Source organism: Vibrio sp. V19_P1S1T109 (genome assembly GCF_002241375.1).
GTDB lineage: Bacteria > Pseudomonadota > Gammaproteobacteria > Enterobacterales > Vibrionaceae > Vibrio > Vibrio anguillarum.
Genome location: NZ_NDIM01000131.1, coordinates 1 through 15897, shown reverse-complemented (window position 1 = coordinate 15897; position 15897 = coordinate 1). Strand labels below are relative to the sequence as shown.

General features: G+C 44.0%; 11 protein-coding genes. 5 read left to right on the top strand and 6 right to left on the bottom strand.

The features are described 5' to 3' along the window. The coding region (locus B9J87_RS17725) for a hypothetical protein (RefSeq protein WP_176429490.1) at window positions 1–592 on the top strand (592 nt) is incomplete at its 5' end. 663 nt (window positions 593–1255) lie between these two features. Here B9J87_RS17725 and B9J87_RS06155 read toward each other — a convergent pair. The 5 genes from B9J87_RS06155 to B9J87_RS06135 all read right to left on the bottom strand — a co-directional run bounded on the left by B9J87_RS06155 (window position 1256) and on the right by B9J87_RS06135 (window position 7632). Next, window positions 1256–1675 (bottom strand): hypothetical protein, encoded by a 420-nt coding sequence (locus B9J87_RS06155; protein WP_076665050.1) that lies wholly within the window; start codon window positions 1673–1675, stop codon window positions 1256–1258. A 5-nt stretch (window positions 1676–1680) separates the two neighbouring features. Next, window positions 1681–4050: an integrase gene (locus tag B9J87_RS06150; protein WP_094128217.1), complete on the bottom strand. Its 2370-nt coding sequence runs from the start codon at window positions 4048–4050 to the stop codon at window positions 1681–1683. Further along, the gene (locus B9J87_RS06145) at window positions 4043–5596 is read right to left on the bottom strand and encodes a site-specific integrase (RefSeq protein WP_094128220.1); all 1554 of its coding nucleotides are present in this window, start codon (window positions 5594–5596) and stop codon (window positions 4043–4045) included. The genes B9J87_RS06150 and B9J87_RS06145 overlap by 8 nt, the downstream gene beginning before the upstream one ends. Before the next feature lie 5 nt (window positions 5597–5601). Then, window positions 5602–6924 (bottom strand): tyrosine-type recombinase/integrase, encoded by a 1323-nt coding sequence (locus tag B9J87_RS06140; RefSeq protein WP_094128223.1) that lies wholly within the window; start codon window positions 6922–6924, stop codon window positions 5602–5604. Between the two features lie 174 nt (window positions 6925–7098). Continuing rightward, a complete protein-coding gene (locus B9J87_RS06135) occupies window positions 7099–7632 on the bottom strand; it encodes a single-stranded DNA-binding protein (protein ID WP_013857892.1) in 534 nt (177 codons plus the stop codon). A 285-nt stretch (window positions 7633–7917) separates the two neighbouring features. Here B9J87_RS06135 and B9J87_RS06130 point away from each other — a divergent pair, with 285 nt between their 5' ends. The 4 genes from B9J87_RS06130 (at window position 7918) to B9J87_RS06115 (ending at window position 14387) form a co-directional block, all read left to right on the top strand. Next, on the top strand, window positions 7918–8565 hold the full coding sequence (locus B9J87_RS06130) for a LuxR C-terminal-related transcriptional regulator (protein ID WP_064624269.1): 648 nt from the start codon (window positions 7918–7920) through the stop codon (window positions 8563–8565). A gap of 117 nt (window positions 8566–8682) precedes the next feature. Beyond that, on the top strand, window positions 8683–9552 hold the full coding sequence (gene galU / locus B9J87_RS06125) for a UTP--glucose-1-phosphate uridylyltransferase GalU (RefSeq protein WP_010320581.1): 870 nt from the start codon (window positions 8683–8685) through the stop codon (window positions 9550–9552). A gap of 184 nt (window positions 9553–9736) precedes the next feature. After that, window positions 9737–12559 (top strand): excinuclease ABC subunit UvrA, encoded by a 2823-nt coding sequence (gene uvrA / locus B9J87_RS06120; protein WP_026029161.1) that lies wholly within the window; start codon window positions 9737–9739, stop codon window positions 12557–12559. Window positions 12560–12593: 34 nt separating this feature from the next. Next, window positions 12594–14387 (top strand): PglL family O-oligosaccharyltransferase, encoded by a 1794-nt coding sequence (locus B9J87_RS06115; protein ID WP_094149775.1) that lies wholly within the window; start codon window positions 12594–12596, stop codon window positions 14385–14387. A gap of 114 nt (window positions 14388–14501) precedes the next feature. Here B9J87_RS06115 and mgtE read toward each other — a convergent pair whose 3' ends face one another. Next, on the bottom strand, window positions 14502–15878 hold the full coding sequence (gene mgtE / locus B9J87_RS06110; RefSeq protein WP_094149773.1) for a magnesium transporter: 1377 nt from the start codon (window positions 15876–15878) through the stop codon (window positions 14502–14504). Window positions 15879–15897: the final 19 nt, after the last annotated feature.

Sequence of the window (15897 nt, the reverse complement as noted above, 5' to 3'; positions counted from 1 at the left end):
CCTTATGAAAAACTTAATTAAAACTATTATCGGATTTTGGTGGAATAAAACGAATTGGTCTATCAAAATGTTAACTTTCTTCATTATCTTTGCTGGGATAGTAGGGATGCTTCCTAAAAAATCGCCTGAAGATAAAGAAGTGACAGAATTAAATGCTACAGTAAAACGTGGATTTGACACATTTGCTTTAGAAAGTAAGTTAGCAACAAAAGCTCTTGATTGTCGAGAGCCTAAGATAACGCCAGCGTCAGGGAGTTGGGGAGCGTTATATGGATGCATACAAGGAAGAGCAGAAACAGTTAAGTGGTTCATTAACGAAAAAGCAGGTACAGGCAAAGTGGCTAATGTTAAGCTCATGTGGAACGATTGGTCGAAGGATGTTGGATATGGAATTCACGCTGACAAGCGAGAAGCTCAAAAAGCACTCAACACGCTAATAAGTATATATGCACCAATGGAATCTCAGCTTCTAGATGACACATTCTGGGGAAAAACAAATAAAACCATAGAATCTAATAACTTTACTTTTGACTATAGCTATACAAGCGCTCCTACCATTGATGAGCGTCTGATTGTCGTTAAAGCTCGATGAGTGGTGGTTCATCAATGTCCTTGTCATGTTTATTCAAAACTGTTTCAGAGTGCGATTACCAGCAAGCTATAATTTGTGCACGATAGGTTCTGTAATCGATGAACGTTTAATTATTGTTACGGATAACCAATCCGGAAATTAGCTGAACAGTTCTATTTCATATCTATTCCATGTTTTGGCTCAGTTCTCTGAAATAATCATTGAACTGACACCCTCTGCCTCAATGTATTGAGCTAACAAACTTATTGGGGCAGAAGCTTTTTAGAGTATTAGCGCTAAGGCGCTCTTGTCCCGAAGTGACTTACCAAGCCAATTAAAATTTCACTCTCAACGCATAACTATCATTAACGTCACATGAGCTATATTTGGGTAAATTGCGACTGATTGAAATCACAAGTTTGTTAGACGGAACCAATAAAGGGGCAAAATCGATTTAGAATGACCTGTCAGTTCAAGTCACATCGAGGTGACGAAGCTGAAAGATTTTATTCAGACTAATTCACTACACGCTTAGAACTTCTGTTCTATTTAGTTTTTTACACCACGGCTCATTTTTCTGCCACATCAGTGGCAGACTGTATTTCTTTCCATGACATGAACTTAGCTAAATATTCATCAACTTGCGAGCCTTGAACTTCCGTAGTTGCTTTGCTCATTGAGCACTCATTTTTCTTGTTTAGTTTCCAATGGTTCGTTTAGTTGCTCAATCGTAATTCCATGCTGGGTGGCGTTGTACAACCAAGTATGGAATTGCTCAAGTAGTCTGTTGTTCTCGGCTTCAAGTCGCGCAATGGTTCGTTCCCGCTTTTCTAGTTGATCAGCCGCAGCCTTCAAACTGGATGGAAGGTGTCTATTTCGTGCAGCAACAGCCTTAGGAGAATTACCCGAGACAAGCGCCTTAACCTCATTAAATGCGCGCTTGATACGTACCTGCTTTTGCAGTGTTTGCCTCGTGGTAGAAAGCTTGTAATCATGTGCTACTGCCTCTACCAATCTATCCCATGTCAGCTTAGAGTCCGTGGGCCAATCATCTAGAAGCTCACAAACATTGCTAATATCAGTGTCTGTTAAGTGTTTAGCCACAATAATCAATCCTCAAAAAAATCTATTGCATCCATTTCATCTAAAGCATCAAATAGTTCATCATCAAATGATGACGGATTGTTCTCAATACCAATCATTTCATCAACCGTGACGATAATTTTCTGGCTCTCTTTGATGCGCTGAAAGTTTTCAATCTTAGGTAAACGCTTTTTACCATTCGCATCCATCGCACGATCCAACTGGGTAACATCCTCTACGTTAAGCAGCCTGATTAGAGATCCATCCTCGATACTTGGGTCTTCCATCATGGCAAGCAGTTGCTCACAGCGCTCTGTGGTCAATTTCCTGCGCTCATAGAACTGCCTAGCCCCTTGAACACCATCATCAACCGCTTTTTTGTCCATTTTGAGAAGTTTTTTCTCCTCTTTTAGACGCTTACGAATGCGCTCACATTTGCCGTCATCGCCTTTTACACAAACTTGCTGGTCGCAGTTAATACAGTCGCGATATTTAGTGCAAACCTCTTCCATATAAGACGTCACACACATGCCAAATTCGTTTGTATGTGCGGTTAAAGCCGTCTTGGTGTTCAATTCTTGCACTGTTCTGGGGGTCGCCACCTGCACCTGAATTTGTATAGTGCCTGTTGTTGGATTCTCCATCAAACCCTGTGAGACAAGGTCTGCCTCTCGGTCTTCAATAAAGTCCGCACCATACTCCTCCGGAGTTGTATGGTCGTAATAACGATTGTGCCTAGGATCGCTTCGCATAGCCCATTTAGCACGTTGCTCTCCATCCATTCCATTGACTGCCGCCATGGTGTCTAGCATGTGACGGATTTGATGCGAGGTCATGCTCAAATCACCATGCCCCCAACGCTGAAAAACTGAACGCACACCTGTCGCTAGCTCTCCTGTGGTTCTGTTCTTTTTTTTCGTTGGAGCAAGGTCTTCATTCAACGTATTAATGGTTGGAATGTACAACTCGGTAGAAATGGTTGATTTTGCAGTGTCCAAGCAATTGGCAAAACCAGCATACAAAGCCTCTGACCATTTTACTTTTACATGTCCATTACCGTTATCAAATGGTATGTAAGGGAAGCCCTCTGGAAGATCTTTTCGAAGGATTACATTTAAATCTCGGAGCGTAACTTGGTAATCTTCAGTTAAGATACCCTTACGCTTTAGGAAATGGTTTCTAGATGTTCGCCACTTTCTGCAATTTTTTGCATCAGAAAGGTCACCATACCTTGACGAATCCAACCCAAGTGCCATTGCAGCTTCATCCATCGTTAGGAGTTGGTCTTCAGGGACGTCAGGACAAAGCTCGTGCCGTGGAAAGCACGAACTTTCTTCTAGCATCTTTGCAAACTTTCGTGCAGGCTCTGATTTTGCTCTCAAACGCTCTACCGCAGCTTCTACAACACCGTACATACACGTAGGAATCCACTTGTGTGCGTGCCCAAAGTCCTTACCCGAATACCATTTTATACCTTTAATTTGGATGGTTGCGGTAAGGTCTAGCTCTTCATCGTCAGCATCCTGAGAATCTTCGGTTTCATTCCCAGCCCTGTCAAATACGGCACCATTGTCAGTCTCAAATACAATACCGTTCTCTTTTTGGTATTTAAGGATGTCCTTAACATCCTCCTTAGTGAAGCCATCCATTTTTAGCACTTCCCAAACTTTCAGCTCATCGGTATGAATGGGGTCGGAAAGCAAGTACAGAGGCTCTGAACCACGGTTTGGGGCAGCCAGCAACAAGGTTATCGTAGATGTCGTGAAAATATCCCGAGGACTTAAGTCTTCTGTTTTTTGAGCATTGATGGAGGCGAGAGCCATCAACGCATTTTCGTCAGGCATTTTGTCTTGCCTTCTCTTGTCAGCATCATCCCCTGTCGCATTTTCAGCAGGCTTTTTGAGTCCACTCTTCCACTTAAATGGCTTCACTAATTTGTACTCAATCAAGAAGTTGAGAAGTTTATTTAAACCACACCCAGCCTGATAAGCAGCTCCTGCACTTAACGATTCCTTAGCTGCGCGCTGAGCTGCATCAAAGTCCTTCCCCGTAAGCTTAGTGGTTTCAAAATCTTCGCCCTTGTGTAGTCGCAGCCAAGCAGCATTGATTGCGCGTAAGGCTTGGAATTTAAGGTTGATGCCTGATGTGGTTCCGCCGCCATAGGTAACGTAAGCTTTTGCAAAGGGAATTAAAGATTCATCCAGTAACTCATCTGGATTTTTTTGTCGGCTATTGGCACCAAAAATGGTGAAGTTACCTACATCAGGCCAGTAATTTTCATCGTAGACATACTTCTTGCTTAATGGCGCTATCTGACGTCCTAATTCGATGAAATCGGCTTGGTTTTTCGTATGCTCAAGCTCGTGCTTAGGCTTAAAAATCAATACATCAGCCATTGTTATGCTCCCTACATAGCTGGATTACTTGGCATACCGCTAGAATGGCATTGTCATTGATTGAAACGATTTGCATGTCGCCATTAGTATCTACTTTTAATCGATCTCGCTCTTCAACCAACCATTCGAGGATTAGGTGATGCGGAGCATGTGCCCACGGACGGAATTTAGGGCATAAATAGCAAGCGATAGGGGCATAATCTTGGCAAAAACTGCTTGAGCCGCATGAACCGACCTCGCAGTCTTTTTCTCGACATGGAATGCGTGCCGCACCTGCATTTTCTGTATTGGCTTCAGCCTCGTCTTCAACCAGTTTGCCTGCGAAAGCAGAGGCATAACGAGCCAGAGGTTGGTTCATGATTTTTGAAATATGCACTGCATGCTCAGGGGCGTTAGCAACATACACTTTTACATTTTGTGTATCAGAATGGTCAAGCAAGTTGGCAATAGTAAGTATACCAGCCCCCTCCCTAGCCGCTCTGGAACCCAAGGTGTAGCGAAAACGGTAGCTTGTTGACTTTAAAGGTTCGCCAGTTCGCTCACTGATGACTTTCAGCTTTTTGACCGCACTGTTTAGCTTACTCGTTAGGTTGCTTGTTTTAATATGCGGCAGTTCGGATTTGAGATAGTCCATTAATGAATTTGGAGGTATTGATTGAATTTCTACAGTGGTGCCAACATCGATAAACAAAGGTAGTTCACCTTTTTCTTCAAGCGTCATTTTCCGCCCTAAAGCTGCTTCCACCTTAGCTGTTTGCTCTTTGATATGTAGCTCAACAACCTGTGCGACCGAATTCACTAAAGCATAAGGCTTTAGGATACTACGGAACTTTCCTCCACGTACTTTTGCCCTAGGAATCAGCACCACATACGTTGGAGATCCGGTATAATTGGTCGAATAAGAAAAGTCTTTACACTTGATAGATGCAATCTGAACAGGACGACGACCGGATGCCTTAAACATAGAGAGACAAGCATACTCATCTGTTCTAAGCGCCCCTTCAGCATATCGATGAGCAGCATGTAAACCAATTGCTTGAAACTCTAAATCACTGAATGGCCCTGTTTCAGGGTCAAGAGTAAGTACAGCAACCCCTTTATCATTGCCACCTAAACTCCATTGATCAGTCAGCTTGAACACTGCATCATCAATATGTTTATCCAGCCCCAAATAGCGCATTTGTCGCAGCATTCCCCGAACAACCGATACCTTGTACCACTCCTTCTTAGGTAATGCATTTTTAAAGGATGCAACCCCCTGTTCAGTTAAGTCATTTTGACCTGTTATCGTTTGGTAAAGCTTAAGCTGCACGGATATATTTTGGGTGTGTTTAGCAGATGAAGTTTCAGCATAAAATACCAGTACTTCTCGAATATCCTCTTGTAGCGGCTGTACAAATGAATCTAAGAAATCCACCAATACCGTGACATCCCGATTTAGAGTCCATCGATCTGAAAGGTAATTAAATTCAAAGCCATTGTATGACATACATGTTGTGACCTTGCTTTCGTTAGCAAAGTCAAAATTCACATGATGGTGATTCATTTTTATTATTCCCCTGTCCAAACATCTTCATCACGTTGTTGGACGATTGAATTTATGGTGGTTGACTCTTCTTCTTGAAGGTCTAACGCCATGTCCATTGCACGTTTATCATCATGTCGTTTTGAGTAACGTTTTGCGCTACTGGAATCTTCACTCCAGCCCATCAATTTTCGCCTATCGGCTTCCGACTTGGCTTCCGTTGTTTTTCCTTCAGCAATGCGTTTATCTGCAAACCTACTGTATTCATCGTTCCAAGTATGACGTATCCCATGGGGGTGAACCCTAAAGCCAACCACATCAGAAATATCACGAAAAATCTTATTTACCTGAGCCATTGATAAGGCAGTGTTAGTTTGCACTTTATGGTTATGAGTAACGAACAGGTACTCGATATACTCAGATCCAGCAGCATTAGGACGGTGATGGATAAGGTAGTTTTCATACATATCCGCCAAACGTTTATCCATTGGGACGAATCGCCCCATGGTCTTACCTTCTGGTCTGTGCTTGCGTTTGTCGCTGTAGTCAGTTTGTGAGCGGAGCATAACGAAGTAACGACCGTCTTTGTCACGCTTTCTGATATCAGATTGATTGCTGTCTGTTTTTACTCTGATTTTAAGCAGTTCTCCACGGCGACAGCCAATAGCAAAAAACATGTTTACGATAAGTTGATTGCGATATCGAACAGATTCTGATTTCCAAGGATTCTCTGAGGAGTCAGGGTGAACCACATCAAGGACTCGAATTTTTTCAATTGGCTCTAGAGAGCGCCAGTTTCCCCAATCAAGAGCTTCATCACTGGTGCCAAACTTGTCACCCCTCATTTTCTTGAGTTCGATCTCAGCCGTGGAATCTTTAGAGGGAAACAATTCTTCTTCGAGCCAGCCAATAAATTGCGCAAACACAGTTAGTCGGTTGTATGTCGTGTGGGGGGAGATGTCCCCCTCAGGATTGACGACAAAATTGGCTCTTGCCGTTTCAAGTTTATTTTCCTTGATGCTCACAACATTAGAGGATTTATGTCTCGCAACCATTTCACGGAATGACGCCACTGTAAGCTTTGAGTGTTTCTTAATGTTCTCAAACTCTTTCTTTGTCAGAAAATCACCCGTTTTACATCGTTCAATCAAATCAATATTTTCAAACCGACAAATTTCCTCAAGAAAGCTAAGGTGATCAAAAACACGAGAACAGGTGTTACTTGCTTTTGATTGATTTCGGTAATGCAGGGTGACAAAGAGGTTATGGTAAGGCAATGGCATACCATCCTCACCTAAAAGAATTGAGTAGCTTTCTCCACTCGCCATTTGAAATACTTTTGTCTTCATTGCGTCCTTAAATCCACTTAAACTTAACAAATACTCAAGGTAACTCAGAACCATAATATTAGCATAAAAAAAGTTTACAGAAGTTGCAAGACTCACTGTAAACTTTTTATCTCAAACCCTTGTTATATTTAATTTAAATAATCAAACTTAACAAAACTAGATCTCAAGTAACCGTCAGAATGGGATGTCGTCATCAAAATCCATTGGTGGTTCATTATACTGAGGTTGAGCCTGTTGAGGAGCTGACTGCTGTTGCTGTGGTTGCTTTTGCATCGCAGGCTGCTGAGGTTGCCCCCATCCGCCACCTTGTTGCTGCTGTTGTGGCATTCCACCTTGCGCTGGAGCACCACCTTGAGCACGGCCACCCAACATTTGCATCACACCATTAAAACCTTGTACGACAACTTCGGTGGTATAACGATCTTGTCCGCTTTGATCTTGCCACTTACGAGTTTGTAGCTGGCCTTCAATGTACACTTGTGAACCTTTACGTAAGTATTCACCAGCAACTTCGGCTAATTTGCCAAACAGCGCAACACGGTGCCATTCGGTTTTTTCGCGTTGCTCGCCAGTTGCTTTATCACGCCATGAATCTGACGTTGCAATGGTGATATTTGCCACAGCAGCGCCACCAGGCATATAACGAATTTCTGGGTCGTTACCTAGGTTACCCACTAAAATAACTTTATTTACTCCACGGCTTGCCATGTTTTGCTCCGTCTTCCATCATGAGTGTTCTTTAAATAGCTGACTAGGATACCACGCTTTATGCGAGGCACAAATCTTCACAGAAATAGTTGTCAAAATTCATCTCACAATCTTGCTCAATTTCCTATTTTTTAGAACCACTACCTCTAATTTAAGGATGACAAAACACTCAGTTACCTTACTATATGAAACTAAGCGCAATTTTATTTATCTCGTTGGCTTTATAACCTAATTTCCGTCATTTTCTAGACAGTTGTCTAACATTCTCGTCAAAAGGAAGTGACCATGAGAAAAGCAAACTATACCCGCACCATTTACTTTCTCTGTTTAGATAAAGAGCAAGAACACCCTTATATTGACCATTTAACCGATCGGCTTGGGCTGCCCATTCCTAAAATTGAGCCCGAAACCCTGCGCCAAACGTATTGCTCAGATAAACACAAAATATTGATGATTGACCATGCCGATTATGCGCAGTTGCAACGACGCTTGGGAAACTGCCCATTAAACAGTCAGCATCATGAAACGATCCTCATCAATGTGTTGCAAAGATTAACCACGAATGACTTATTAACCTTTGGCCATTTAAAAGGGCTATTTTATAAAAATGACACCTTAGATAAAATTGCATTCGGGCTTGGCGAAATCATTAATGGACAAAATTGGCTACCCAGACACGCTGTAAGTCAGTTACTGCACTACTATCGCTACGCGTTTGAGTCCCATACTGCTCAAGTGATTACAGACTTAACCGCCCGCGAAATACAGATCCTCCGCTGCCTACAAACTGGCGCATCGAATAACCAAATGTCGGAAGATTTATTCATCAGTGAATTCACTGTCAAATCACATCTCTACCAAATATTCAAAAAGCTATCGGTCAAAAATAGGGTCCAAGCGATTGCGTGGGCCAATCAAAATATTCTGTCTTAATTATGTGCTTTCACGCAGAATTTAACTGAGTTCACCGCTTTAGTGGTGATAGCGTTTCATAAAGCATGATAAGGTTGCGCCATCAATTAACAATTCAAATAAAAATAAGGTTATAGCATGATCAAAAAATGCCTATTCCCAGCCGCTGGCTACGGTACACGTTTTCTTCCAGCGACAAAATCAATGCCCAAAGAGATGATGCCAGTCGTCAATAAACCCTTGATCGAATATGGTGTTGAAGAGGCGATTCAAGCTGGAATGACCGGGATGTGTATTGTGACTGGGCGTGGAAAACACTCGATCATGGATCACTTCGATAAAAACTATGAGCTAGAGCATCAAATTAGTGGCACCAACAAAGAAGAGCTACTGGTTGATATTCGTGAAATCATTGATACCGCCAACTTCACCTACATTCGTCAACGTGAAATGAAAGGTTTAGGCCATGCTATTTTAACGGGTCGAGAGTTAGTCGGCGATGAACCTTTTGCGGTGGTGCTGGCCGATGACTTATGTGTCAATCAAGAAAAAGGGGTTTTGGCACAAATGGTCGCTCTGTATAAACAGTTCCGCTGTTCTATTGTTGCCGTTCAAGAAGTGCCTGAAAAGGAAACACATAAATACGGTGTTATTTCCGGTGAAATGATCAAAGACGATCTGTTCCGAGTGGATGACATGGTTGAAAAACCAGAACCAGGCACCGCACCAAGCAATTTAGCCATCATTGGTCGCTACATTTTAACCCCAGATATTTTTGATCTGATTGAGCAAACAGAGCCGGGCAAAGGTGGCGAAATTCAAATTACCGATGCGCTACTCAAACAAGCGCAATCAGGCTGTGTATTGGCGTATAAATTCAAAGGCCAACGCTTTGATTGTGGTAGCGTAGAAGGCTATATCGAAGCCACTAACTACTGCTTTGAAAACATGTACAAAAAGAACGAACAAAAAGTCGCGTTGGATAAACATTCGACTCATAAAGCTTAAGTAAGCTAATGCGTTAGTCACCTAGTGCGTTAGTAACCTAGTGCGTCAGTAACCTAGCGCCTCCCCAATAAAAACCACGGCAAGTTCCGTGGTTTTTATTTACTGTTTTTTTATCCAGTATCTATTTGCACAAAACTCACACTATGCAATACTTGCCTAACTTGTGTTACATAGAGCCTAGATGATGGACAAAATTGAAGTTAGGGGCGCTCGAACCCACAACCTGAAAAATATCAACCTGACCATTCCACGCGATAAATTAACAGTGATTACAGGGCTATCAGGCTCGGGGAAGTCATCTCTCGCCTTTGATACACTCTACGCAGAGGGCCAACGCCGCTATGTTGAGTCGCTCTCTGCCTATGCACGCCAATTTTTATCTTTGATGGAAAAACCGGATGTTGACCATATTGAAGGTCTTTCACCAGCTATCTCTATTGAACAAAAATCAACCTCGCATAACCCTCGTTCTACGGTTGGCACCATTACCGAAGTTTATGACTATTTGCGCCTGCTTTATGCGCGAGTCGGTGAGCCGCGCTGTCCTGAGCACAAAGTTCCACTTCGCGCTCAAACCATCAGCCAAATGGTTGATAAGGTGTTGGAATTAGCTGAAGGTTCAAAACTGATGCTGCTTGCACCGATTGTGAAAGAGCGCAAAGGTGAACACGTTAAAACGCTGGAAAACTTGGCCGCGCAAGGTTTTATCCGTGCCCGCATTGATGGTGAAACGTGCGATCTGACTGATCCACCAACCCTTGAGCTGCACAAAAAGCACACCATTGAAGTGGTGGTTGATCGCTTTAAAGTTCGTCCTGACCTACAGCAGCGCCTAGCCGAATCCTTTGAGACAGCGCTCGAGTTGTCAGGCGGTATTGCTGTGGTTACTGATATGGATGGTGAAGGCGAACAGATTGTATTCTCAGCCAATTTTGCTTGTCCACACTGTGGCTACAGTATGCAGGAGTTAGAGCCTCGGCTGTTCTCATTTAATAACCCAGCGGGCGCATGCCACACCTGTGATGGTTTAGGCGTACAACAATATTTTGACCCTGAACGCGTTATCCAAGATAGCCAACTCAGCCTCGCGCAAGGAGCGATTCGTGGCTGGGATCAGAAAAATTACTACTACTTCCAGATGCTCACGTCACTCGCTGCGCATTATGATTTTGATTTACACACCCCATTTAACAAACTGCCTAAAAAGGTTCAGGAAATCATCTTGAAAGGCTCGGGGAAAACTGAGATTGAGTTTAACTACATTAATGACCGTGGTGATATTCGGGTTAAACGCCATCCGTTTGAAGGCATTCTCAATACACTTGAACGGCGTTATCGCGATACAGAATCTAACTCTGTCCGTGAAGATTTGGTGAAATACATCTCGACTAAGCCTTGTACCAGCTGTAATGGCACCCGTTTACGCATCGAAGCTCGCAACGTATTTATCAATGACACCGCACTCCCGGAAGTGGTGGAACTGAGCATTGCCGATGCCTTGCAATTTTTCCAATCTCTTGATTTAGAAGGCCAACGAGCACAAATTGCTGAAAAAGTAATGAAAGAGATCAATGACCGTTTGCATTTCCTCGTCAACGTTGGGTTGAATTATCTCAACCTTTCTCGGAGTGCTGAAACCCTGTCAGGAGGGGAAGCACAACGGATTCGCTTAGCGAGCCAAATTGGCGCTGGACTCGTTGGGGTAATGTACGTCTTAGATGAGCCATCGATTGGGCTCCACCAGCGTGATAACGAACGGCTATTAAAAACGCTCACGCATTTGCGCGATCTAGGCAACACGGTATTGGTTGTAGAGCATGACGAAGACGCCATTCGTATGGCCGATCATGTAATTGATATTGGCCCCGGCGCTGGTGTGCATGGTGGGCAGGTCGTCGCAGAAGGGAATGTGAATGACATAATTTCCAACCCTAATTCGCTCACAGGACAGTACCTGAGCGGCGCGAAAAAAATTGCGATTCCTACCGTGCGTACCCCGAGAGATCCCAAGAAAACGGTGGAGCTTATCGGTGCGTCGGGTAACAACCTCAAGACGGTTGATTTATCAATTCCTGTTGGCTTATTTAGCTGCGTAACAGGGGTTTCAGGCTCCGGTAAATCAACCTTAATTAATGATACCTTTTTTAAAATTGCTCATACGGCCTTAAATGGAGCCACCACAGCAACGCCTGCTCCATATCAAAAAATCAAAGGGTTAGAGCATTTTGATAAGGTCATCGACATTGACCAGAGCCCGATAGGCCGAACTCCCCGTTCAAACCCAGCCACCTATACAGGCATTTTCACGCCGATCCGCGAGCTATTCTCGGGCACTCAAGAGTCTCGCTCTCGGGGCTATAAACCGGGTCGTTTTAGCTTTAACGTACGCGGTGGACGCTGCGAAGCATGCCAAGGTGATGGTGTGATTAAGGTTGAAATGCACTTTTTACCCGATGTTTACGTGCCATGCGATGTGTGTAAGGGCAAACGCTATAATCGTGAAACATTGGAAGTCCGCTACAAAGGCAAAGCGATTGATGAAGTGTTGGAGATGACCGTCGAAGATGCTTACGCTTTTTTTGAGCCCGTACCGATGATCGCTCGCAAACTCAAGACTTTGATTGACGTGGGTTTATCCTACATACGCCTCGGACAAGCGGCGACGACATTATCAGGGGGCGAAGCTCAACGCGTCAAACTGGCTCGTGAACTATCAAAACGCGATACAGGAAAAACCTTGTACATTTTGGATGAGCCAACGACAGGCTTACACTTCCATGATATCCAACAGCTCTTGACCGTACTGCATCGCCTACGCGACCACGGCAATACCGTGGTGGTGATTGAACACAACTTAGATGTGATTAAAACCGCAGACTGGGTGATCGACTTAGGGCCAGAAGGTGGACAAGGCGGCGGCGAAATTATTGCTCAAGGAACGCCCGAAGATGTGGCGCAGATCGAAGGTTCACACACAGCACGCTTTCTTAAACCTATGTTGAAATAGAAAAAAACGGTAAAGTAAAGAAACCAGCAAGTGGTTGCTGGTTTCTTTTAATTGGAACGCGAGACCTATGGCAACATTGCATCTAAGCGGTACACAACTTGAAGCACAAACACCCGCCATCCCCTTAAACAAACCCTTTTTGCTTTCGATTGGCATTCTCTATTTACTGGCAATGCATTTTTTTATGCCCAACCCTGGTGGCTCAGGTCTGGCTTTATCTTTTAATCCAACCACTTGGCTTGCCCTTAGTTTTACGCTTTCATTAGGTCTGTATCAACTCGCATCTAACCGTAGGTTACGCTATTCCAAACTGACCATCGGTCTTTTCATCAGCTGTAGCATCATGACGATTCCGCTGCTTTATACGAATGCTCAAATTGAGTCGTCGCTGAGTCGAATGTTAGGACTATGGACTGGGCTGCTTTTTTTTGTATTGCTGCAACAATTTCGTTTTAGTAACAAACATAAGCAGCGATTACTCTGGTTTATCGTACTCGCGGTATTGATTGAAACTCTATTTGGTCTGTACCAATACTTTTTGCTTTCACCCGATAATATTTTTGGCTACAACACCCTAATCAACCGCCCTTACGGCATTTTTCAGCAACCGAATGTGATGGCAAGCTTTCTCGCGACAGGGCTGGTTATGTCCGGCTATTTACTGGCTCGTCAACCGAAAAAGTACAATCAGCATGTTAGCGAAGTGAGCCTACTTTATGTCACTCCACTGCTCACTGCACCGTTGCTGGTAATATTAGCCTCGCGCACTGGCTGGATTGGCGCGGTACTCGGCACGCTTTTTGTTCTGCCTTACCTATTTAAATTTTCGACGCCTAAACGGTTTTGGGGATGGAGCGCTGCAACGCTATTGGGTATTGCTTTAGGGTTTGTCGCTGTCTATTCCCAAGGCACGGGCGATTTTCTAGAGAATAAGGCTGATTTAGAGAGCCCTCGCCGTTATACCTTTCCTCAAACCATCGATATGGTCATAGAAAAACCCTTCACGGGTTATGGCTATGGCAAGTTTGAATCTGAATATTTGCTTTATACCGCAAGGCAACACCAATTAAACCCTAGCTACCAACCGGGGTTGGCGTCGATGGATCATCCTCATAATGAATTACTATTCTGGGCGGTGGAAGGCGGTTTGTTACCTGTTCTAGGGATCACACTGGCCATGCTTTTCGTGCTCATGCGGATGTATTCGGCCAAGAAAGGGACCAGGCTTGCGATGTTCGCCCTTTTCATCCCTATCGTGTTGCACAGCCAACTCGAATACCCATTTTACCATTCTGCCATTCATTGGATAACCTTCATTATTCTGCTTTTTTGGGTTGATCAACGCGTGGCTAAATACCGTTCGGCCCCTTTTGGCCTTATCAGTAAATCCCTGTTTCGAGTATTGAGTTTAGTAGTGCCGATTTTGACTGGCTTTTATATGCTCAGCGCACTGCACAGTAATTACGTGCTTACCCAATTTGAGAAATCTCAACCCAAGAACCCGGATATCCTACAAAAGGTGACGAACCCTGTGGTTTGGAAAGACCGTTTTGATTGGGATGTCTACAGCACTTACCTCAACATTGGCCTGTATAATCAAGATCCTAAATTGATTACGCCATACATCGACTGGTCATTGGCCATCATAAAACATAAACCGCGTCCTGCTTTTTACAATAATCTGATCTTGGCTTACCAAGGTATTGGTGACGAAAGCCGCGCCGAGCAAATTCGCTCCGAAGCCGCATTTTTGTTCCCCAATATGGATTTCAGTGAGGTGCAGTATAGCCCGCCAACCAGTTCGGCTGATCGTTCGTCTGCCAATTAAATCGAGCATATGAGCCTTATTCATAAAAAAAGCTTTCCCAAAAATAGAGAAAGCTTTTGACCGTTGGGCTTATTTCACACTTCAACCAGTAGATCTCACTGCCAGATGAGTGGCTTACGTCACTGGTGGAAAATCCAACACCATGGTAGCAACGCTGAAATAGATGATCACCCCGATAGAATCCGCAATGGTCGTGATCAACGGAGCACTGGCTGACGCAGGATCGAGCTTAAACTTATTCAGAATGAACGGAAGGAGCATTCCAACAATACAGCCAATAATCACCACAATTTGCATCGTTACCGCAACGACGAAAGCGATATCACTGCCGCCTCGCCAAAAACCCAATAAAGAGACAGCAATGGCCATTGTTGCCCCTAATAACGCCGCAATCCCTAACTCTCGCACCAACATGGATAGCCAATCTTTCATCACCACTTCACCAGTGGCTAAGGCTCGAACCATCAACGTTGCTGACTGGGATCCTGCATTACCGCCGCTATCAATCAACAGTGGTAAGAAGAAGACCAAGGCGACATAGGTTTGAATCGTCTCCTCAAAGTACGCAATACCGGCACCAGAAAAAAGGTTACCAAAGACTAACAACACCAGCCAAAACACACGTTTCTTGTACATTAGCCATACGCTGGCTTCTTTAAGGTTACCGGTAAAACCAACCGCAGCGACTTTATGAAAATCCATATCCGCTTGCTGCTCGGCCACGTCCATCGCATCGTCATAAGTCACAATACCGACCAAACGGAATTGATCATCAAAAACAGGCACCGCAAGTAAATCGTATTTACTGATGGCTTGCGCTGCACACTCTTGATCTTCATCGGCTCGAACAAACACTGTCTCTTTGGTCATGATGTCAGAGACAAGCGAGGTCGGTTGTGCCAGCACTAAATCCTTAAGCGAAAGTGTACCAAGTAAGCGATTCTGTTTATCAATCACATACGCTTGATAGATGGTTTCCCTCTCGTTGGCCATTTCACGTAAACGCGCAATCGCCTGCTGCACATCATCATCGGCGTTTAACGTCGCATAATCTGTCGTCATGATGGAGCCGACCGAGCCTTGAGGGTAGGATGCAAGTTGTTGTACATCTTGCCGCTCTTGTTGATCCAGTAGAGCAAGTAGCGGCGGTTGGCGCGTCTCATCCAAGTGAGCATATAAGTCAGCCCTTTCATCATGGGGCATAACTTGAAGCACTTTCGCAAGCGCTTCGAGCGGCATTCTCTCCACCACTTTTTCTCTGATAGGCTCAGAAAAATACCCCAATAGCGCCGCTTGACGAGCGATTGGCATCAATTGCACCAGCTCAAAGACATCCTCTTCGCTCAAGGTCTGATTAGCCAACTGCTCAGCGAAGACTTGAGCAATATCAGCGATAGGATACTGTTCCATTAATTGATTTAAGTTTAATGGGTCACGATTAAAATTAATCGCAGCGAGTTCTAACGCTATTTTTTGTAATTTCATTATCATATCTCAGCCGATATTTAAC

What these genes read in the sequence shown, in the direction of transcription:
- B9J87_RS06150 (WP_094128217.1), bottom strand. Translation starts at nt 4,050, where the DNA reads ATGGCTGATGTATTGATTTTTAAGCCTAAGCACGAGCTTGAGCATACG.
- B9J87_RS06145 (WP_094128220.1), bottom strand. Translation starts at nt 5,596, where the DNA reads ATGAATCACCATCATGTGAATTTTGACTTTGCTAACGAAAGCAAGGTC.
- B9J87_RS06140 (WP_094128223.1), bottom strand. Translation starts at nt 6,924, where the DNA reads ATGAAGACAAAAGTATTTCAAATGGCGAGTGGAGAAAGCTACTCAATT.
- B9J87_RS06135 (WP_013857892.1), bottom strand. Translation starts at nt 7,632, where the DNA reads ATGGCAAGCCGTGGAGTAAATAAAGTTATTTTAGTGGGTAACCTAGGT.
- B9J87_RS06130 (WP_064624269.1), top strand. Translation starts at nt 7,918, where the DNA reads ATGAGAAAAGCAAACTATACCCGCACCATTTACTTTCTCTGTTTAGAT.
- galU (WP_010320581.1), top strand. Translation starts at nt 8,683, where the DNA reads ATGATCAAAAAATGCCTATTCCCAGCCGCTGGCTACGGTACACGTTTT.
- uvrA (WP_026029161.1), top strand. Translation starts at nt 9,737, where the DNA reads ATGGACAAAATTGAAGTTAGGGGCGCTCGAACCCACAACCTGAAAAAT.
- mgtE (WP_094149773.1), bottom strand. Translation starts at nt 15,878, where the DNA reads ATGATAATGAAATTACAAAAAATAGCGTTAGAACTCGCTGCGATTAAT.